14 protein-coding genes and 3 pseudogenes are annotated in these 19,411 nt (G+C 67.2%); 8 read left to right on the top strand and 9 right to left on the bottom strand.

Annotated features, from left to right (window positions below; genetic code table 11):
- Positions 1 to 111: 111 nt before the first annotated feature.
- Both N4G47_RS07110 and N4G47_RS07105 read left to right on the top strand, forming a co-directional pair.
- On the top strand, positions 112 to 501 hold the full coding sequence (locus N4G47_RS07110; protein ID WP_475286086.1) for a c-type cytochrome: 390 nt from the start codon (positions 112 to 114) through the stop codon (positions 499 to 501).
- A gap of 9 nt (positions 502 to 510) precedes the next feature.
- Positions 511 to 972, top strand: coding sequence for a c-type cytochrome (locus N4G47_RS07105; RefSeq protein WP_019661289.1), 462 nt, complete (start codon positions 511 to 513; stop codon positions 970 to 972).
- 214 nt (positions 973 to 1,186) lie between these two features.
- On the opposite strand, the gene N4G47_RS07100 is transcribed toward N4G47_RS07105, so the two are convergent.
- Both N4G47_RS07100 and N4G47_RS07095 read right to left on the bottom strand, forming a co-directional pair.
- Positions 1,187 to 3,070 (bottom strand): ATP-binding cassette domain-containing protein, encoded by a 1,884-nt coding sequence (locus N4G47_RS07100; protein ID WP_475286083.1) that lies wholly within the window; start codon positions 3,068 to 3,070, stop codon positions 1,187 to 1,189.
- A gap of 148 nt (positions 3,071 to 3,218) precedes the next feature.
- A pseudogene (locus tag N4G47_RS07095) lies at positions 3,219 to 4,090 on the bottom strand (LysR family transcriptional regulator); the annotation flags it as partial.
- A gap of 102 nt (positions 4,091 to 4,192) precedes the next feature.
- Here N4G47_RS07095 and N4G47_RS07090 point away from each other — a divergent pair.
- Both N4G47_RS07090 and dbpA read left to right on the top strand, forming a co-directional pair.
- Positions 4,193 to 5,272, top strand: coding sequence for a YeiH family protein (locus N4G47_RS07090; RefSeq protein ID WP_475286081.1), 1,080 nt, complete (start codon positions 4,193 to 4,195; stop codon positions 5,270 to 5,272).
- Positions 5,273 to 5,407: 135 nt separating this feature from the next.
- Positions 5,408 to 6,784, top strand: coding sequence for an ATP-dependent RNA helicase DbpA (gene dbpA, locus N4G47_RS07085; protein WP_309340158.1), 1,377 nt, complete (start codon positions 5,408 to 5,410; stop codon positions 6,782 to 6,784).
- A 78-nt stretch (positions 6,785 to 6,862) separates the two neighbouring features.
- Here dbpA and N4G47_RS07080 read toward each other — a convergent pair whose 3' ends face one another.
- The 4 genes and pseudogenes from N4G47_RS07080 to N4G47_RS07065 form a co-directional block, all read right to left on the bottom strand.
- Positions 6,863 to 7,399, bottom strand: a complete 537-nt coding sequence (locus N4G47_RS07080) for an adenine phosphoribosyltransferase (protein WP_107232694.1) — start codon at positions 7,397 to 7,399, stop codon at positions 6,863 to 6,865.
- Positions 7,400 to 7,997: 598 nt separating this feature from the next.
- Positions 7,998 to 9,562: pseudogene (locus N4G47_RS07075) on the bottom strand (protein adenylyltransferase SelO).
- A gap of 31 nt (positions 9,563 to 9,593) precedes the next feature.
- Positions 9,594 to 10,283, bottom strand: a complete 690-nt coding sequence (locus N4G47_RS07070) for a glutathione S-transferase family protein (protein ID WP_475286078.1) — start codon at positions 10,281 to 10,283, stop codon at positions 9,594 to 9,596.
- A 170-nt stretch (positions 10,284 to 10,453) separates the two neighbouring features.
- Positions 10,454 to 10,663: a cold-shock protein gene (locus N4G47_RS07065; RefSeq protein ID WP_005416210.1), complete on the bottom strand. Its 210-nt coding sequence runs from the start codon at positions 10,661 to 10,663 to the stop codon at positions 10,454 to 10,456.
- A 349-nt stretch (positions 10,664 to 11,012) separates the two neighbouring features.
- Between N4G47_RS07065 and N4G47_RS07060 the strand changes: the two genes are divergently transcribed.
- On the top strand, positions 11,013 to 11,453 hold the full coding sequence (locus N4G47_RS07060) for a YaiI/YqxD family protein (protein WP_253146067.1): 441 nt from the start codon (positions 11,013 to 11,015) through the stop codon (positions 11,451 to 11,453).
- Between the two features lie 6 nt (positions 11,454 to 11,459).
- Here the strand turns inward: N4G47_RS07060 and N4G47_RS07055 are convergent.
- Positions 11,460 to 12,336 (bottom strand): annotated as a pseudogene (locus tag N4G47_RS07055) (pseudouridine synthase).
- Between the two features lie 124 nt (positions 12,337 to 12,460).
- Between N4G47_RS07055 and N4G47_RS07050 the strand changes: the two are divergent.
- The 3 genes from N4G47_RS07050 (at position 12,461) to N4G47_RS07040 (ending at position 16,351) form a co-directional block, all read left to right on the top strand.
- A complete protein-coding gene (locus tag N4G47_RS07050; RefSeq protein WP_475286075.1) occupies positions 12,461 to 13,009 on the top strand; it encodes a YaeQ family protein in 549 nt (182 codons plus the stop codon).
- Complete coding sequence (locus N4G47_RS07045; protein WP_475286073.1) at positions 13,006 to 14,190, top strand: BaiN/RdsA family NAD(P)/FAD-dependent oxidoreductase; 1,185 nt, start codon at positions 13,006 to 13,008, stop codon at positions 14,188 to 14,190. Before N4G47_RS07050 ends, N4G47_RS07045 begins: the two co-directional genes overlap by 4 nt.
- Positions 14,191 to 14,281: 91 nt before the next feature.
- Entirely contained in the window at positions 14,282 to 16,351 is a 2,070-nt protein-coding gene (locus N4G47_RS07040) for an EAL domain-containing response regulator (protein ID WP_475286071.1), read from the top strand.
- A gap of 114 nt (positions 16,352 to 16,465) precedes the next feature.
- On the opposite strand, the gene fabV is transcribed toward N4G47_RS07040, so the two are convergent.
- The gene (gene fabV / locus N4G47_RS07035; RefSeq protein ID WP_475286069.1) at positions 16,466 to 17,725 is read right to left on the bottom strand and encodes an enoyl-ACP reductase FabV; all 1,260 of its coding nucleotides are present in this window, start codon (positions 17,723 to 17,725) and stop codon (positions 16,466 to 16,468) included.
- Between the two features lie 695 nt (positions 17,726 to 18,420).
- A complete protein-coding gene (gene secF / locus N4G47_RS07030) occupies positions 18,421 to 19,401 on the bottom strand; it encodes a protein translocase subunit SecF (protein ID WP_107232703.1) in 981 nt (326 codons plus the stop codon).
- Between the last annotated feature and the right edge of the window lie 10 nt (positions 19,402 to 19,411).

The raw sequence follows: 19,411 nt of genomic DNA, 5'->3' as shown, positions 1-19,411 counted from the left end.
CGCCGCTGGTCGGCGCGACCCCATTTCAGCTAGATGAAACCTGAGGCTATACTCGGGTCGTTCCGTACCCCACGCCGGAACGACCAGACCCGAATCCCCGGAAACGACACCATGCGCCCGCAGCCGCTCGCCGCTTGTCTCGCTCTGGCCGTCCTCCTGCCCCTTGGGGCCGCCGCACAGCCCGCTTCTGCTCCTGCCACACCGGCCCCGGCCGCGGCTCCCGCCGCTGCGCCACCGGCCGCCGCCCCCACCGGCAATTTCGACAATGGCCGCGTGCTGGCTTACACCTGCCAGGGGTGCCACGGCATCACCGGCTACAAGAACGCCTACCCCAGTTACCGGGTGCCGAAGATCGGCGGCCAGACCCAGCAGTACCTGGCCCAGGCCCTGACCGAGTACCGCCAGGGCAAGCGCCGGCATCCGACGATGCAGGCGCAGTCGATGAGTTTCAGCGAACAGGAGATCGCCGATCTCTCTGTTTACCTGTCCACCGTCAAGTAAGGCCCGCCCATGTCGAAAGCCGCGCATCCGATGCGTCATGCCATCGCCCTGTCCGTTGCCCTGCTGCTGGCCGCCTGTTCGCAGTCGCAGGTGGAAAACAGCGAGAAATCCGCCGCCGACCCGGGCCATGCCAGCGGCGAACATGGCTCTTCTTCATCGGCCGGCCTGCCTGCAGGCCGCGAGGCCGCCGGCGAGGCCCGCGCCAAGGTGAAGGGCAAGGCCACCAACCAGAGCTGCATCGATTGCCACGGCGCCGACGGCAACGCGCCCATCGACCCGACCTACCCCAAGCTGGGTGGGCAGTACGGTGACTACCTGGCGCACGCCCTGCAGGCCTACCGCGCCGGCGACCGCCAGCACATGCTGATGACGCCACAGGCGAAGGACCTGAGTGATCAGGACATCGCCGATCTGGCCGCGTATTTCGGCAGCCGGCCGAGCCAGCTGCGGGATCTGCACGGGGTCAAATGACGCCCCCGGTGGGTGCGGACCGTTGGTCCGCACAGATCCGGAGATCCACGCATGGCGTGGATCTACCAGCCGAGCATGGGCTCGGCTCTACAGCGCCTGCTGGCAACCTCGGTAGAGCCGAGCCTACGCTCGGCTGCTCTCCGGCCAGGTCGCGATGAGCCGAGCATGGGCTCGGCTCTACAGTAATAGGCTCGCCGCTGGCGCCGACCAGCGCTCAGCCTTCCAGCTCTTCCCAGCGTGCGTAGGCGGCATCCAGCTCGGCCTGCACCTTGGCCAGCTGCTGGGTGTGCGCGGTCACTTCGGCGCTGCTGCGGGTGTAGAACGACGGGTCGTTCATCGCCGAGGTCAACCCTTCGACATCGCCTTCCAGCTTCTCGATGGTCTTCGGCAGCTGCTCCAGCTCGCGCGCTTCCTTGTAGGCCAGCTTGCGCTTGGGCGCGGCAGGCGCGGCCGCCGCAGCAGCCGGTGCGGCCGTTGCCGGCTTGGCCGCAGCCGCTACCGTCGGTGCCGGCGCCACACTGGCCGCATAGCGCTGCCAGTCGCTGTAACCGCCCACGTACTCGCCGATCACGCCGTCGCCTTCCATCACCAGCGTAGAGGTCACCACGTTGTCGATGAAGTCACGGTCATGGCTGACCAGCAGCAGCGTGCCGGTGTATTCGCCCAGCAGTTCTTCCAGCAGCTCCAGGGTTTCCACGTCCAGATCGTTGGTCGGTTCGTCCATCACCAGCAGGTTGGACGGCTGTGCGAACAGCTTGGCCAGCAGGAGGCGGTTGCGCTCGCCACCGGACAGGCGGGTGATCGGCGCACGCGCACGTTCCGGGGTGAACATGAAATCCTGCAGGTAGGCATGCACGTGCTTGCGCTTGCCGTTGAACTCAAGGAAATCGCGGCCTTCGGCCACGTTCTCGATCGCGCTCCAGTCTTCGCGCAGCACCGCGCGGTACTGGTCGAAGTAGGCGATCTGCAGATTGGTGCCGGCGTTGACTTCGCCCTTGGCCGGCTGCAGCTCACCCAGCAGCAGCTTCAGCAGCGTGGTCTTGCCACTGCCATTGGGGCCGATCAGGCCGATGCGGTCGCCACGCAGGATGGTGGTGGTGAAGTCGCGGACCATGCTGCGCTCGCCGAAGGCGAACGAAATGTCCTTGACGTCGATGACCTTCTTGCCGGAGCTGACGCCCTGCGCGGCTTCCATCTTGACGTTGCCGCTGAGGTCGCGGCGCTGCGAGCGCTCGGTGCGCATCGCCTTCAGGCGGCGCACACGGCCTTCATCACGGGTGCGGCGCGCCTTGATGCCCTGCCGGATCCAGACTTCTTCCTGCGCCAGCAGCTTGTCGAAGCGGGCGTTTTCCTGCGCCTGCGCGTTCAGGCGTTCCTCGCGGCGGCGCTCGTAGTTGGCCCAGTCGCCCGGCCAGCTGGTGACCTGGCCACGGTCGATTTCGACGATGCGGGTGGCCAGCGCGCGCAGGAAGCGGCGGTCATGGGTGACGAACACCACGCTGCCGCTCCAGCCCTTCAGGAAGGCTTCGAGCCAGTCGATGGCTTCGATGTCGAGGTGGTTGGTCGGTTCGTCCAGCAGCAGCACGTCCGGGCTGGACACCAGCGCGCGGGCCAGCAGCACGCGACGCTTCATGCCGCCGGACAGGCGGCCGAACTCGGCCTCGCCGTCCAGGTCGAGCTTGGTCAGGGTTTCGCTGACGCGCTGGTCCAGGCCCCAGCCGTTGGCGGCGTCGATCTTGGCCTGCACGTTGCCCAGCGCTTCGCCGTCGAATTCCTCGGCGTGGCTGAGGTGGTGGAATTCGGCCAGCCACTGGCCCAGTTCGCCCAGGCCGTCGGCGACGACGTCGAACACCGAACCGGCGGCGCCGTGTGGCACTTCCTGCTCCAGGCGGGTGACACGCACGCCCTGCTGCACGCGGACTTCGCCGTCATCGGGCTTGTGGTCGCCGGACAGCAGCTTGAGCAGGGTGGATTTGCCGGCGCCGTTGCGGCCGATCAGGGCGATGCGTTCGCCCGGCTCGATCGACAGTTCGGCCTTTTCCAGCAACAACGGGCCGCCGACGCTGAAGTCGACGTTCTGCAGAGTAATCAGAGGCATCCGGCTATTGTACGGGTTGGGGGCGTCGGCCGGGTTGCACCCGGTAGAGTCGACCGCTGGTCGACTGCGCTTCCCTTACGCCCGCGAACAGCCCGCGCTGCGCGCGATAGTCGACCAACGGTCGACGCCACAAAAAGGCGCGCCTACCCTCCACGTCCCCCAACAACGCCTGCAACCCCGGCAGCCATTGCTTGCCGGGATGCCGTACCAGCCACAGCGTGCGCTGCAGGGCAGGCAGCGGGGTCTGGAGTATGCGCAGGCGGCCGAGCGCCAGTGGCTCCTCCAGCGCATGACGGGACAGGCAGGCCAGGCCGAGGCCGGCGATCGCGGCCTGCTTGATCGCTTCGGTGTTGCCCAGCTGCAGGGTCTGCGCGAAGCCGCGCAGGTGCGGCAGCAGGGCTTGTTCCACCGCCTCGCGGGTACCGGAGCCGGGTTCACGCAGCAGCCAACGTGCGCCGCGCAGCTGCTGCAGCGACCAGCGCGCCGGGGCATCGGCGGCAGCCACGATCACCAGCGGGTCCTGCTGCCAGGCGGTCACCTGCAGGCCGCGCTCGTGGCAGGGGCCTTCGATCAGCCCGGCGTCCACATCCAGGCGCTGCACCGCGGCGACCACGCCGGCGCTGTTGTCGATGCGCAGATCGACCTCGGCCTGCGGTGCCTGGCGCAGCAGCTCGGCGATGCGCGGCGGCAACAGGTAGTTGCCGATGGTGGTACTGGCGGCCAGTACCAGCCGCAGGGGGCGCCCTGTGCCGGGTCGCCGCCCGCAGCCAGCTGCCGCTCGAGGTCGGCAGCGTTGACCAGCAGCGTACGCGCCGGCTCCAGCAGCGCGCGGCCGTGCCCGTTCAGAGCCAGGCGGCGCCCGATGCGGTCGAACAGCGGCGTGCCGAAGTGCGCTTCGAGTTCCTGCAGGGCCGCACTGCTGGCCGACTGCGAGAGCGCGATGGCCTGGCCCGCCGCGGTGGTGCTGCCGTGGTCGGCGATGGCGACGAACACCTGCAACTGGCGCAAGGTCAGGCGCATGGCGATTACCCGCTTGATAGGTAGGTTTCACCCATATTATTCGTTTTACAGGTCAACAGTGCGGGCGCACGCTTGCACCGTCACTTCAGCCCTGCCCTCGCCATGAACGCCCCTGCCCTGTCACCCTGGTCCCTGCCCGCCCTGCGCCAACGCTGGCAGCCGCGCCTGCCCGGCCTGCTGCTGGTCGGCATGGTGGCGGCCGCGTCGCTGTACCTGGCCGAGCTGCCCTGGTTGCAGGCCCACGGCCTGAGCGCGCTGACCGTGGCCATCGTGGCCGGCATCGTGGTTGGCAACACCTTCTACCCGCGGTTGGCGCCAAGCAGTGCGGCCGGTGTCGGGTTCTCCAAGCATTGGCTGTTGCGCGCCGGCATCGTGCTGTACGGCCTGCGCCTGACCTTCCAGGACATCGGCCATGTCGGCGTGGCCGGTGTGCTGATGGACGTGCTGGTGGTCGCCAGCACCTTCGGCCTGGCCTGCTGGCTGGGCGTACGCGTGTTCCGGATGGAACGCGAGGCCGCGATGCTGATCGGTGCCGGCAGCGCGATCTGCGGCGCGGCGGCGGTGATGGCCGCCGAACCGGTGGTTCGCGGACGCGCGGTGCAGGTCACCGTGGCGGTGTCGACGGTGGTGGTGTTCGGCACGTTGGCGATGTTCCTGTACCCGGCGTTGTACGCACTGGTGCAGTCGCATGGCTGGCTGGCGATGGATGCACGGCAGTACGGGTTGTTCACCGGTGCGACGGTGCATGAAGTGGCACAGGTGGTGGCCGCGGGCCGTGCGGTCAACGAAGCGGCGGCTGATACCGCAGTGATCACCAAGATGGTACGGGTGATGCTGCTGGCACCGTTCCTGGTGGTGCTGTCGCTGTGGCTGGCGCGGAGCGGCAAGCCCAGCGCCGACGGCGGCAAGGCACGCATCGTGGTGCCGTGGTTCGCGTTCGGTTTCGTGGCAGTGGCCGGTTTCAACTCGCTGCATCTGCTGCCGGCTGGCCTGCAGGCCGGGCTGGTGCAGCTGGACACGGTGCTGCTGGCAATGGCGATGGCCGCGCTGGGCCTGACCACCCACGTCTCGGCGCTGCGCCAGGCCGGCCTGAAGCCGCTGCTGCTGGCGTCGATCCTGTTTGCCTGGCTGTTGTTCGGTGGCCTGGCGATCCACCAGGGCGTGCTGGCGGTGCTGGGCTGAGGGCAGTGCCGACCAACGGTCGGCACCCACCAGTGGGTGGCGGCTCCAGTTGGGGGTCAGAGCCCTTTCCTGCGGAAAGGCATCCGACCCCGCCCCATTAGGCGGGACCGGCCGCGCGGGCAGGTACAATGCGCCATGACTGACTTCTCGACCCTGCCGCTGAGCCCGGCCCTGCAGCCCGGCCTGGATGCCCTCGGCTACACCACTCTTACCCCCGTGCAGGCGCAGAGCCTGCCGGCCATCCTCGATGGCCGCGATGTGATCGCACAGGCACCCACCGGCAGTGGCAAGACCGCCGCCTTCGGCCTGGGCCTGCTGCAGTCCATCGACCCCAGCCTGATCCGCGTGCAGGCGCTGGTGCTGTGCCCGACCCGTGAGCTGGCCGACCAGGTCGGCAAGCAGATCCGCAAGCTGGCTACCGGCATTCCGAATCTGAAGCTGTTGCTGCTGGTCGGTGGCGTGCCGCTGGGTCCGCAGCTGGCCTCGCTGGAGGGCCACGACCCGCATGTGGTGGTCGGCACGCCCGGCCGCGTGCAGGAACTGGCGCGCAAGCGTGCACTGAACCTGGGCGCAGTGCGCACGCTGGTGCTGGACGAAGCCGACCGCATGCTCGACATGGGCTTCGAGGAGCCGATCCGCGAGATTGCCGGCCGCACCCACAAGGACCGCCAGAGCCTGCTGTTCTCGGCCACCTTCCCCGACAGCATCCGCGCCATGGCGCGTGACCTGCTGCGCGAGGCGGTGGAAGTGACCGTGGAAGGCGCCGACCAGGCACCGGCAATCCGCCATATGTTCTGCGAGGTGGAACCGGCCCACCGTCAGAAGGCACTGGCCGGCCTGCTGCTGAAGTACACGCCGGAATCGGCGGTGGTGTTCTGCAATACCCGCAAGGACGTGGACGAGGTTGCCAATTCGCTGCAGCAGTTCGGCTTCTCCGCGCTGGCCCTGCATGGCGACATGGAGCAGCGCGATCGCGAGGAAGTGCTGCTGCTGCTGGCCAACCGCAGCTGCAACGTGCTGGTGGCCAGCGACGTGGCCGCGCGTGGCCTGGACGTGGAAGAACTGGCGGCGGTGATCAACTACGAGCTGCCGACCGACGTGGAGAGCTACCAGCACCGCGTGGGCCGCACCGGCCGTGCCGGTGCCAGCGGCCTGGCGATCAGCCTGGTGGCCGGTCGCGAAAAGACCCGTGCCGAAGCGATCGAAGCGCAGATGGGGCAGCCGCTGGACTGGCAGAAGACGCCGCTGGCGACCTCGCGCCCGGCCGAGCTGCCGCAAGCGGCAATGCGCACGTTGCGCATCGACGGCGGCAAGACCGACAAGCTGCGCCCCGGCGACATCCTCGGCGCATTAACCGGCGACGCCGGCCTGTCGAGCAAGTTCATCGGCAAGATTGCGATCTTCCCGACCCGCTCCTACGTGGCGATCGCCCGTGAGCAGGCCAACAAGGCCGTGGCCAAACTGGAAGCCGGCAAGATCAAGGGCCGTCGTTTCCGCGTGCGGATGATGTGATTGACGCAGCGTTGCCAACCCCGGCTGGCAACGATCTGACCTGGTAGCGGCCAACCTTGGTTGGCCCCCACCCTTCGATCAGAACACCAGTTCGGTGTGCAGCGGCAGGCCCGCTTCCCAGCGCGCACGGCCACCGAGGCCGTCCAGCTCGACCAGCACGCCGGCACCCACCACCTCAACACCCAGGCGGCGCACCAGCGACAGCGCGGCGCCCAGCGTGCCGCCGGTGGCCAGCACGTCGTCGATGATCGCCACGCGCGCACCGGCCGGCAGCGCATCGGCGTGCACTTCGATGCAGTCGCTGCGGTATTCCAGCGTGTATTCCTCGCGCAGCACCTGGCCGGGCAGCTTGCCCGGCTTGCGCACCGGCACGAAGCCCACGCCCAGTTCCAGTGCCATCGCGGCACCGAGGATGAAGCCGCGCGATTCGATGCCCACCACCGCGTCCAGCTTCTGGTCGCGCCAACGGTCGGCCATCGCGCTGATCGCGCCGCGGAAGTCCTCGCCGTGGGCGAGCAGCGGCATGATGTCCTTGAACAGGATGCCGGGCTTGGGGAAGTCGGCGATGTCGCGCAGGCGCGAGGCCCACTGCGGAGCGACGATGGCGTCGGTCATGTCAGGTTGGCTATCTGATGGCGGCATAGGGTACCCGTTCCGGGCGTCGCCTGCCTGTTGGGGTGTTCGGCCGGGCTGCGCCCGGCACCTGCAGAGGCTTCAAGCAACGGCAACGGCAACGGCAACGGCAGAATCTGGCTTCCTGTGGGATGGCGGGGTGGGTCTGATGGCGGGAGACGCCGTAAACCCGTCCATGGGGGCTTCGCTGCGGCATCCATGCCGCGGACACTCCTGCCACCGGCCCCACCCCGCCTTCGACAGGTTCCTGCGGTCTGTCGTAGATCCACGCCATGCGCGGATGAATCTCCATCGAAATCGAATATTTCGAGAATTGAACGAAGAGCATCCACGCATGGCGTGGATCTACCGTGTCGACCAAGGTCGACACCTACCCACAGCAGCGGGAGTCTGTCGGAGGTGGGGCGGTGTCGGAGTGCGGGGTGTCAGCCGCATGGATGCGGCTGCCAAGCCTACACGGACGTATTTGCGGCGTCCCCGCACTCCGAAACCGCCCCGCCAAACCACGGAATCCAGCTTTTGCTCTGGCTGTTGACCTGGCCTCTGCGGGCGCAGGGCGCAGCCCTGCCGAACCCCACCCTCAGGAACTGCAGGACAGCATCGAGCAGCCGGCGCGATTGTCGGCCCACGCCGGGCGCTTGCCGGCGAAGTGCTCGAGCCCCGGGCGCTCGGTGTACGGGTCGCGCAGTACGTCCTGCAATGCATGAACACCGCCGAGGTCGCCCTGCTCGGCGCGGTCGATGGCCTCCTGTGCCAGCCAGTTGCGCAGCACGTACAGCGGGTTGGCCGCCGCCATCTTCGCGGTGCGTTCGCTGGCCGACAGCGGGTCGGCGCGCAGCCGCGTGGCGTAGTCCTGCAGCCACTGCTGCAGCGGCGCCTGCACCGCCTGCCTGCGCGCGTCGTCGTAGAACACCGCGTCCAGCACGGCCACATCCGGCACGGCCGGATCGATGCGCATCAGCGCGCGCCAGGCCAGGGTCATGTCCATCGCGCCATCCTGCATCAGCTGCTGCCACCGCTGATAGAGCTGCAGGTCGTCATCGTCGGCGGCGGCCAGGCCCAGCTTGGCGGCGGCATCGCGACGTGTGCAGGCCACGAAGGTGGACTGGTATGCCGCCAGCCCCGCCTGCAACGGTGCCACGTCGGCGAACAGCGGTGACAGCGCCTGCGCCAGCCGCCCCAGGTTCCAGTACGCCACCTGCGGCTGGGTACCGAAACGATAGCGCCGCCCCTGCGCGTCGGTGGTGTTCGGTGTCCAGTCTGGATCGAAGTCCTCGACCCAGCCATACGGGCCGTAATCCAGCGTGAGGCCGAGCACGGACAGGTTGTCGGTGTTCATCACCCCGTGCACGAAGCCGACACGCATCCAGTGCGCGATCATCTCGGCGGTGAGCACCGCGATCTGCGCGAACCAGTCGCCATACAGCGCCTCGCCCTGCCCTTCGAGTTGGGGAAATCACGAGCGATACAGGCATCCACCAGTTGCTGCAGCAGGGCGGTTTCACCTCGTGATGCCGGCAGCTCGAACGAGCCGAAACGCAGGAACGAGGGCGACACCCGGCACACGATGGCGCCGGGCTCGGCACGCGGATGGCCGTCATAGAACATGTCGCGCACCACCTCTTCGCCGGTCCCGACCAGCGACAGCGCACGCGTGGTCGGCACACCCAGGTGATGCATCGCCTCGCTGCACAGGAACTCACGGATCGACGAACGCAGCACTGCACGCCCATCGGCGCCGCGCGAGTAGGGGGTCGGGCCGGCGCCCTTCAGCTGCAGCTCCCAGTGACGCCCATCCGGCGCCAGCAGTTCACCCAGCGAGATCGCGCGGCCATCGCCCAACTGCCCGGCCCAATGGCCGAACTGATGCCCGCCGTAGTTGGCCGCCCACGGCTGCATGCCGGCGTACAGCGCATTGCCGCCCAATACGCGCGCGAAGCCTTCGCTTGCCACCTCATCGGCATCGAAGCCGAGCATGGCGGCCACCTCCGGCGACCAAGCCAGCAGCGTGGGCGCGGCCACCGGGGTCGGCATGACCGGCGACCACGCGGCGCCGCGGACCTCACGGCGGCGCGGTCCGGATTCAGGGTCGCCCGGCAGTACGTTCAGCAGGCGGTTGTCGAAACGGGGGCTGTCGGTATCCATGGGCTTGAAATGGGGGCGACTGCCGCCCGCCTCAATTGCCGCTGAGCGCCTGCAGGTGGCCACCGTGGGCCTCGGCACGCTGGTACGCCGGGCGCTCGCCGATGCGCTTGAGGAAACCACGCAATGCAGGTTTGTCGTCCAGGCCACCGCCACGTGCGGCCGCGGCCTGGATCGGGAAACTCATCTGGATGTCGGCGGCACTGAAGCGCTCGCCGGCAAACCACGGGCTTTCAGCCAGGCGCCGCTCCATCCAGTCCAGGTGCAGGCGGCGCTGCGGGCCGATGAAGCCGCGCTCGGCCTTGTCGGCGATGCTGCGTGCGATCGGGCGCGCGAAGAACGGCATCGGCGCGCTGCGGATGCGCCCCATCACCAGGGTCAGCAGCAACGGCGGCATCGCCGAGCCTTCGGCGTAGTGCAGCCAGTAACGGTAGGCCATGCGTTCGGCCCCGTCGGCCGGCATCGGCGGCGGCGACAACTGGCGCTGGGTGTCGTAGCGGTCGGCCAGGTAATCGAGAATCGCACCGGATTCCGCCAGCACCCGTTCACCGTCCTGCAACACCGGGGACTTGCCCAGCGGATGCACCGTGCGCAGCTCCGGCGGCGCCAGCAACGTCTTCGGATCGCGCGGGTAGCGGCGAAGCTCGTAGTCCAGGCCCAGCTCCTCCAGCATCCACAGAACACGCAGTGAGCGGGAGTTTTCCAGGTGGTGGACGATGCGCATGGGGATGATCCTTGGCGGGAGGTTCATCCTACCGCGCCCGGTAGAGTCGAGCTTGCTCGACTGCTTCTGCACGGCAGTCGAGCAAGCTCGACTCTACGGAACGGTGGGCAACAAAAAACGCCGGAAGCTTTCGCTTCCGGCGTTCTGGCTACCAAGCGGTAGCAGACGGATTAGACCGCCTGCACCTGATCAGCCTGCATGCCCTTCTGACCCTGGACGGCGATGAAGGTAACCTTCTGGCCTTCCTGCAGGGTCTTGAAGCCGGTGCCCTGGATGGCACGGAAGTGCACGAACAGGTCCGGGCCGCTTTCCGGGGTGATGAAGCCGAAGCCCTTGGCATCGTTGAACCACTTGACGGTACCGGTCTGACGTTCCGACATTTTACTAACTCCTGAAACACATGTTGAAAAAAATCGCAGCCGCCGGGTATCGGGGCCGAGACTGAGTTGCAGGCGTTGGTAAAGCGGATCGATGAGCGGATCGTGAGATCAACTGCACCAGGCCACGATTCACGGTGACCCTAGCAAACACAGTGGGTCGCACGATACGCGTGTTTTCTGCAAAAAGCGATAGCCCGCACGTTCATGGGAACAGGCCGGCCCCTAGGTGTGACAAGGGCTGGCAGCTTGTCGGGGCTAACTCCGAGTCCCCATTCAGGTTTTTCCTACCCTACACTGGGTAAATGACTGAAGCTGAAACCCACGCTGAACCGGCCCTCCCCGTATCTGGGTGGATGCGGACGCCTGCCCTACCGTCATCCGCGACATCCTGTTCCGCGCCGCCGAACGGGTCGGGATCGAGCTGACCCTGGTCGCCAACCAGTGGATCCGCACCCCGCCCTCGCGCTGGCTGCGCTCGATCCAGGTACCCCAAGGGCTGGACGTGGCCGACAGTGCGATCGTCGAGCGGGTCGCGGCCGGCGACCTGGTGGTAACCCAGGACATCCCGCTGGCAGCCCTGGTGCTGGAAAAGAAGGCAGTGGCACTGAACCCGCGCGGCCAGCTGTACACCCCCAACAACATGGCCGAGCGGCTGTCGATGCGCAATTTCATGGAAGAGCTGCGCGGTGCCGGGGTCCAGACCGGTGGCCCGCCGCCGCTTGGGCCGCGCGACCGGCAACTGTTCGCCGCAGAGCTGGACCGCTGGCTGGCGCGGCGCCCGGTTCGCTGAACGGCCTTATTCGCCCTGGCCGGGCAGGCACAGGCAGCGCTGGCTGCTGAACCGCCGCGGCTCCCCGCTCAAAGGATCGTCGAAGGCCAACCCCTGCGCCAGCAGCTGCAGGGGGCTCAACCGCCCCCTGTAGCCGCGCCTGCAACTGCGGGTACAGGTCATCGCCGATGATCGGCGCCCCCAGCATCGCCATATGCACGCGCAGCTGGTGCTTGCGCCCGGTGTCCGGCAGCAGCCGGTAGCGCCAGACCGGCCCGTCGGCTTCGATCAGTTCGATGCGGCTGCGCGCATTGGGCTCACCGGGCACTTCAGCCATGCGGAAGAACGGCTCGCCCGGCACCAGGCGGCTGTGCCGCTGCAGCGGGAAGGCCATGCCCGGCAGTGCCGGCGCCAGCGCCTCATAGGTCTTTTCGATACGACGCTCGCGAAACAGCCGCTGATAGGCATCGCGGGTGGCCAGCCGGGTCGAGAACAGCACCAGCCCGGCGGTGAGCCGATCCAGCCGGTGCAGCGGCACCAGTTCCGTATTGCCGGTGCGCGCCACCAGCCGCGCCAGCAGGGTCTGCCGCACATGCCCGCCGGCCGGGGTCACCGGCAGGAAGTGCGGCTTGTCGGCCACCAGCAGATTGTCGTCCAGATGCAGGATGTGCTCGGCATGCGGAATCACCGCTTCGTCGGCCACTTCGCGGAAGTAGCGGATTTCCAGCCCGACCCGCCACGGCTGGTCCGGCGCCAGCGCCCTGCCGTGGGCATCCTGCACGCGGCCACGGGCGAAGCGGTCCAGCCACTGCGCGCGGTCGATGCGCGGAAAGCGCGCGCACAGGCCGTCAAGCAGGCTGGGCCAGTGCCCCGGCGGCAGCTGCAATCGGCTGGGCATCGTCATCGCATCGGCTCCGCTGCTGGAAATGAGCGCAAGGGGACCCTCGTCGACGGCACGCACACAGCACGGCCACGGACACCCCTCAAGCAAACCTCTATCATTGTCGTCTTTAGTCGACGGATCCTCCATGGCCCTCACCGCCACCATCCGCAAGGCCGAACTGCAGATCAGCGACATGGATCGCGGCTACTACGCGACCCACAACCTGACCCTGGCCCAGCACCCGTCCGAGACCGACGAGCGCCTGATGGTGCGCCTGCTGGCCTTCGCCCTCAATGCCGGCGACCGCCTGGAGTTCGGCCGCGGCCTGAGCACCGATGACGAGCCGGACCTGTGGGAACACGATTACACCGGCGACATCCTGCAGTGGATCGACCTGGGCCATCCGGACGAATCACGCATCCGGAAGGCCAGCAACCGCAGCCGCCAGGTGCAGGTGATCAACTATGGTGGCAACGCCTCGGAGATCTGGTGGGGCAAGCAGGGCAAGGGCCTGGCGCGCTTCGACAACCTCTCGGTGGTCGACCTCGACGGCGCCTTCGTTGAACAGTGGGGCCAGCAGATCCAGCGTGCGATGCGCTGGAGCGTGCTGATCCAGGACGGCGAGGTGCAGCTGCTCAACGATCAGATGCAGCTCGACGTGATCCCGAACTGGCGCAAGCGCGCCAAGGCATGAGCACCATCCGTTGCGACGTGGTGGTCATCGGCGCCGGCGCGGCCGGGCTGATGACCGCAATCACCGCCGGCCAGCGCGGCCGCCAGGTGCAGGTGATCGACCACGCCAACAAGGTCGGCAAGAAGATCCTGATGTCCGGCGGCGGGCGCTGCAACTTCACCAACACCGGCACCACCCCGGCCAACTTCCTGTCGGCCAATCCGCACTTCTGCAAATCGGCGCTGGCACGCTACACGCCCTGGCATTTCATCGAGCTGGTGCACAAGCACGGCATCGCGTATCACGAAAAAGAGCTGGGCCAGCTGTTCTGTGACGAGTCGTCCAAGCAGATCGTGAAAATGCTGGTGGATGAGTGCCAGGCCGCCGGCGCGCAGATCCGCACCGGGTGCAGCGTGCAGCGCATCGAGCACGGCAGTGATGGCTTCCGCGTCCACACCACTCAGGGTCTGTTCCATTGTGCTTCGCTGGTGGTGGCCACCGGCGGCCTGTCGATTCCGAGCATGGGCGCCACCGGCTTCGGCTATGAGATCGCGCGCCAGTTCGGCCACCAGGTGCTGCCGACCCGCGCCGGCCTGGTGCCGCTCACGCTCAGCGGCACGCACCAGGAGCGGTTGGCCGACCTCAGCGGCGTGGCGCTGCCGATCGAGGCACGTTGCAACGGCAAGCGTTTCCAGAACTTCATGCTGCTGACCCACCGTGGCGTGAGTGGCCCGGCGATCCTGCAGATCTCTTCGTTCTGGCAACCCGGCGATGCGCTGGAGCTGGACCTGCTGCCCGGTCAGGATGCCGGCGAGTGGCTGCGCCAGATGAAGCGCGAGCGCCCCGCTGCCGAGCTGCGCACGGTACTGGGCGAAGTGCTGCCCAAGCGCTTTGCGCAGCGCCTGTGCGAACACTGGTTGCCCGACCGCCCGGTGCGCCAGCTGGATGAGCCGGTGCTGCGCCAGGCGGCGCAGCTGCTGGGCGCGTTCCCGCTGGTGGCCAGCGGAACCGAAGGCTATCGCACCGCCGAGGTCACCCTGGGCGGCGTGGACACCGCTGAGGTGTCCTCTTCGACGATGGAATCCAAGCGCGTGCCCGGCCTGCATTTTGTCGGCGAGGTGCTGGATGTGACCGGCTGGCTGGGCGGCTACAACTTCCAATGGGCCTGGGCCAGCGGCCACGCAGCCGGCGGCGTGGTGTGAACCACTTCGCCGTTCGGCGCGCACAAGGGGGCCGCGCATGGACGGTTCGCCGCGCATCGTGTATCTAGGTTCGCAGATTGGGGAGCAGTGCATGCAGAACGCGAACGACATCACCATCCGCCTGCTGATCATCGATGACAGCGGCGAGAATGCCGAAGCCATCGTCAGCACCCTGCGCAACAGCGGCATTGCGGTGCGCCCCTGGCGCCCACAGGATGCCGCCGAGCTGGCCCAGGTGCTGGCCAGCCAGGCCATCGATCTGGTCCTGGCCTCGCCGTCGCAGGGTATTCCGCTGCCCTTGGTCGCCCAGCACATTGCCGCCAGCGGCAAGGACATCCCGCTGGTGCTGCTGGCCGAACGCATCGACGAGGACGAACTGGTGCAGGCCAGCAGCCACGGCATCCGCGCCCTCGCCCTGCGCCAGCGTGCCGAGCATCTGTTGGCCGTGGTCCGCGACCAGTGGGTCGATCTGCAGGCCCGCCGCGGCCTGCGACGCATCGAGGCACAGATGCGCGAGACCGAGCGCCGCTGCGATGCACTGATCGCCTCCTCGCGCGACCCCATCGCCTATGTGCATGAAGGCATGCACATCCGCGCCAACGAGGCCTACCTGGAGATGTTCGGCTATGAACAGTTCGACGACATCGAAGGCATCTCGCTGCTGGACATGGTCGCGGCCCAGCATGTGGAGGGCTTCAAGCAGCTGCTGAAGGGCCTGAGCCGTGGCGAGGCGCCGCCGCCGCAGTACCAGCTCGATGCCCGCCATGAAGATGGCAGCGCGTTCCCGGCGACGATGGAGTTCACCGCTGCCACCTACGAAGGTGAATCCTGCCTGCAGGTCGTGCTCCGCCGCCGCATGGAGTTCGATCCGGAGCTGGCGCGCGAGGTCGAGGACCTGCGCCAGCGCGACCAGGTCACCGGCCTGCTCAACCGTCCCACCTTCATGCTGCAGCTGGAAAGCGCAGTGGCCCAGGCCGGCCGCAGCGAAGGCCAGTTCGGCCTGCTGCTGATCGAGCCGGACCATTACGCACGCCTGCTGCCGGATATCGGCCTGGCCTCGGCCGACACGCTGATTGGCGCCCTGGCCGCCCTGCTCACCGAGGTGGTGGGCGAACAGGCACAGCTGGCGCGCTTCGGCGAGCACAGCTTCGCCGTGCTGCAGGCCGGCCCGTACGCACAGACCGTGGCACTGGCCGAGCGTATCCGCGAGGCCTATGCCGCGCATGTGTTCAGCATCGGCGCGCGCTCGGCCACAGTAACCGTCAGCATCGGCGGCGTGCAGGTGGGCGAGAAGATCGCCAGCATCGGCCAGGTGCTGGCACGCGCCAGCGAGTGCACACAGGCCGCGGCCGAACTGGGCAACACCTGCCGCATCTTCGATCCGGCCGCGGTCGACCGTGTTGAGCAGGAGCGCGTGCTGCGCTGGGTTGCACGCATCCGCGAGGCGCTTGCCGGCGACGGTTTCCAGCTGCACTACCAGCCGGTGCTGAACCTGCAGGGCGAGCCGCTGGAACTGTACGAGGCCTATCTGCGCCTGGAACACAACGGCGAGCTGTTGAGTCCGACCGCCTTCCTTGGCATTGCCGAGGAGCATGGGCTGCTGGCCGACATCAACCGCTGGGTGGTCACCCAGGCCATTTCGGTACTGGGCCAGCGCGCAGCCGAGGGCCATGCCACCCAGGTCCTGGTGAAAGTGACGCCGGAGTCGTTTGACGACCCGCAGATGGTGGCCACCCTGCGCCGTGAACTGCAGGCACGCGGCGTGCCCGGCGAACGGCTGTGGCTGCATTCGCCGGAAGCCAAGGTGTTCACCCACCTGCGCAGCGCCCAGCAGTTCCTGGCCGACGTGGCGCCGCTGGGCTGCCGCATCGGCCTGGAGCAGTTCGGTTCAGGGCTGGATTCGTTCCAGCTGCTGGCGCACTTCCAGCCGCAGTTCCTGAAGCTGGACCGCGGCTTCACCAGTGATCTGGCGGCCACCCGCGAGAACATCGACCGCATCAGCCAGATCACCGCACGCGCGCAGGAAGCCGGCATCCGCACCATCGCCGAGTTCGTCAGCGATGCCAATTCGATGACGCTGCTGTTCAGTGCCGGCGTGGATTACGTGCAGGGCGATTTTGTCGGCCCGGCGCTGCCGGAGATGGGCTTCGAATTCGGGTGATCCCTGCCTGTAGAGCCGAGCCATGCTCGGCTGCCGGGCCCAGGCAAAGCGTAGCCGAGCATGGCTCGGCTCTACAGAAACAAAAAGGCCGGCGTTCGCCGGCCTTTTCGGTGATCAGGTCATGTCGACCAGGTTGTCGATCTTCACGTCCGGGTTGACGTCGGCCTCGTAGTCCACGCCCTCCACGCCAAAGCCGAACAGGCGCAGGAAGTCGGCCTTGTAGCCGGCCAGATCGCTGATCTCGTACAGATTCTCGTTGGTCACCTGCGGCCACAGCGCGACGACCTTGCCCTGCACATCGGCGGCCATTTCCTTGTAGTCGGCGCGCAGGCGGCCTTCCTCATCGATCAGCGCGACGCTATGGCCGTCGCCATCGACCAGGTCGTGGCGCAGGCGATCGATCGCCACGCCGTCGGCCTTGCCGCCGTAGAGGATGTCGTACAGCACGTCCAACTGCTCGATGCAGCCTTCGTGGGTGCCCTTTTCCTTCATCACCTTGAACAGCAGCGACAGGTACAGCGGCATGGTCGGAATGGCCGAGCTGGCCTGGGTGACCACGGCCTTGAGCACCGATACACGCGCGTCGCCGCCGATCTTGGCCAGCTTCTCGCGCAGGCCCAGCACCTTGTTGTCCAGGTCCTTCTTGGCGGCACCGATGGAGCCATTCCAGTAGATGGCCTGGGTGATCTCCTCGCCCACGTAGGTGAAGGCGGTGGTGGTGCAGCCGTTGGCCAGCACGCCGGCATCGGCCAGCGCGTCGATCCACATCTGCCAGTCTTCACCACCCATCACCGCAACGGTACCGGCGATTTCTTCCGGGGAAGCCGGCTGCAGATGGGTCTCGGTCAGCACTTCCTTGTCGGTATCCAGGCCACGCAGGGTGATCGGCTCGCCGATCGGCTTCAGCGTGGAGCTGATGATCTCGCCGGTCTTGGGATGCTTGCGGCGCGGCGCGGCCAGGCTGTAGACGACCTGGTCGACCTGGCCGAGATCAGCCTTGATCATTTCGATGGTCTTCGCCTTCACTTCATCGGAGAAGGCATCGCCGTTGATGCTCTTGGCGTACAGACCCGCTTCGTCGGCATACTTGTGGAACGCCGCCGAGTTGTACCAGCCCGCCGTGCCCGGCTTGGTCTCGCTGCCCGGGCGCTCGAAGAAGATGCCCAGGGTCGCGGCGCCGCTGCCGAAGGCAGCGGTGATGCGCGCGGCCAGGCCGTAGCCGGTGGAGGCGCCGATCACCAGCACGCGCTTGGGGCCATTCTGGATCGGCGGACGCGCGCGGATGTAGTCGATCTGCTGCTTGACCGCGGCCTCGCAGCCGGTCGGGTGGGTGGTGACGCAGATGAAGCCGCGGACGCGCGGTTTGATGACCATGGATACCTCGGGTTGGCAGATGCGGCGCGCGGGGCGCTCAGCAGGAGTACGGGCGCGCGCCTGCGCGCGCGAACCGCAGGATCGTAGTGCGCGGGGGCCGATTGCACAACCGACGCTGGCGTAGGGTGGGGTTTGTTCTGCAGGGTTGCACCCTGCACCCGCCGAAGCAACGGCCAGAGCCGAGGCAACAGCTAAAGCCGGTTCCTGAAGGATGGCGGGGTGGGTCCGGTTGCGGGGGACGCCGCAAGTACGTCCTTGTAGGCTTGGCCGCGGCATCCATGCCGCGGACACCCCCGCAACCGGACCCACCCCGCCTTCGACAGTTCTCTGCGATCTGTCGGAACCGCATTCTGCTCTGGTGGGTGTCGACCTTGGTCGACACGATTGAATTCATTCGATATCTGACAGACGTGTCGACCAAGGTCGACACCTACCAACAGCCGCAGGAATCTGTCAGAGGTGGGGCCCTGTGGGTTGGCAGGACCGTTGGCGCCATGGATGGCGCCATCGAGCCCCCATGGATGGGTTTACGGCGTGTCCTGCCAACCCACAGGGCCCCGCCCAACCAGCAGAAAGCCAGCTCCGCTTTGGACGTTGACGTTGCTCTGGTTTCGGCGGGTGCAGGGCTGCAAGCCCTGCCAGCAAAGAACCCCGCTTGCGCGGGGTTCTCTGTGTGTTGCGGGCAGCGCGAACGCTTACGGGCGACGGGCCAGAGCCTCGACATCCTTTGCCTTGGGCAGCAGGTCCTGCTTGCTGACGCGCAGGAAACCGATCGTCAGCATCGGCACCGCCACCAGGATCGAGGACAGCACCACGATCACCGCACCAATCATGTGTGTCTCGGCCAGGCCTTCCATCGAGCTGCCGCCGTACATGTACAGGGCCAGCGCCGAGAGGAAGAACATCACCGCGGTGATCACCGTACGCGACAGCGTCTGGTTGATCGAACGGTTCAGCACTTCCATCGAGTCCACGCGCAGGCTGCGGAAGTTCTCGCGGACGCGGTCGAAGACCACGATGATGTCGTTGATCGCAAAGCCCATCACCGACAACAGGCCGGCCAGCACGGTCAGGTCGAACTCACGGCCCAGCAGGGACACGTAAGCCACCGTCACGATCAGGTCGAACATGGCCACGATGCTGGCGGTGACCGCGAACTTCCATTCGAAGCGCACCGCGATGTAGATCAGGAAGCCGGCCAGCATGAAGATGGTGGCGTACAGGCCATTCATCGCCAGATCCTTGCCGATCTGCGGACCCACGAACTCGTTACGCAACACCGTGGCCTGGTTGTCGGCCGACGACAGAGCCTTCACCACAGCCGCAGCGGTCGCCTTGTCTTCGGTGGCGGCAGCGCCGGTGCCCGGGGCGTGCTCGCCGTGCGGAGCCAGGCGGATCAGCAGGTCGGTGTTGCCACCGACACTCTGCACCTGGGCGCCATCAAAGCCATTCTGCTCGAGCTTGGTACGGACCTGCTCGACGTCCACCGGCTTGTCGAAGCGGGCTTCGATCAGGGTGCCGCCGGTGAAGTCCAGCGCGTAGTTGAAGCCCTTGAACGCGATGATGCTGATCGACGCCAGGAACACCACGATGGTGACTGCCATGGCGACATGGCGCCAACGCATGAAGTCGATCTTGGTGTCGTTCGGGAGGATGTGCAGCGGAAACAGTTTCATTGTGCGTGTC

This window comes from Stenotrophomonas sp. GSD10, from assembly GCF_056172695.1.
This window is presented reverse-complemented; position numbering and strand designations above follow the sequence as displayed.

Coding starts and splice junctions, on each gene's coding strand:
- N4G47_RS07110 (WP_475286086.1), top strand. CDS start 112: ATGCGCCCGCAGCCGCTCGCCGCTTGTCTCGCTCTGGCCGTCCTCCTG.
- N4G47_RS07105 (WP_019661289.1), top strand. CDS start 511: ATGTCGAAAGCCGCGCATCCGATGCGTCATGCCATCGCCCTGTCCGTT.
- N4G47_RS07100 (WP_475286083.1), bottom strand. CDS start 3,070: ATGCCTCTGATTACTCTGCAGAACGTCGACTTCAGCGTCGGCGGCCCG.
- N4G47_RS07090 (WP_475286081.1), top strand. CDS start 4,193: ATGAACGCCCCTGCCCTGTCACCCTGGTCCCTGCCCGCCCTGCGCCAA.
- dbpA (WP_309340158.1), top strand. CDS start 5,408: ATGACTGACTTCTCGACCCTGCCGCTGAGCCCGGCCCTGCAGCCCGGC.
- N4G47_RS07080 (WP_107232694.1), bottom strand. CDS start 7,399: ATGACCGACGCCATCGTCGCTCCGCAGTGGGCCTCGCGCCTGCGCGAC.
- N4G47_RS07070 (WP_475286078.1), bottom strand. CDS start 10,283: ATGCGCATCGTCCACCACCTGGAAAACTCCCGCTCACTGCGTGTTCTG.
- N4G47_RS07065 (WP_005416210.1), bottom strand. CDS start 10,663: ATGTCGGAACGTCAGACCGGTACCGTCAAGTGGTTCAACGATGCCAAG.
- N4G47_RS07050 (WP_475286075.1), top strand. CDS start 12,461: ATGGCCCTCACCGCCACCATCCGCAAGGCCGAACTGCAGATCAGCGAC.
- N4G47_RS07045 (WP_475286073.1), top strand. CDS start 13,006: ATGAGCACCATCCGTTGCGACGTGGTGGTCATCGGCGCCGGCGCGGCC.
- N4G47_RS07040 (WP_475286071.1), top strand. CDS start 14,282: ATGCAGAACGCGAACGACATCACCATCCGCCTGCTGATCATCGATGAC.
- fabV (WP_475286069.1), bottom strand. CDS start 17,725: ATGGTCATCAAACCGCGCGTCCGCGGCTTCATCTGCGTCACCACCCAC.
- secF (WP_107232703.1), bottom strand. CDS start 19,401: ATGAAACTGTTTCCGCTGCACATCCTCCCGAACGACACCAAGATCGAC.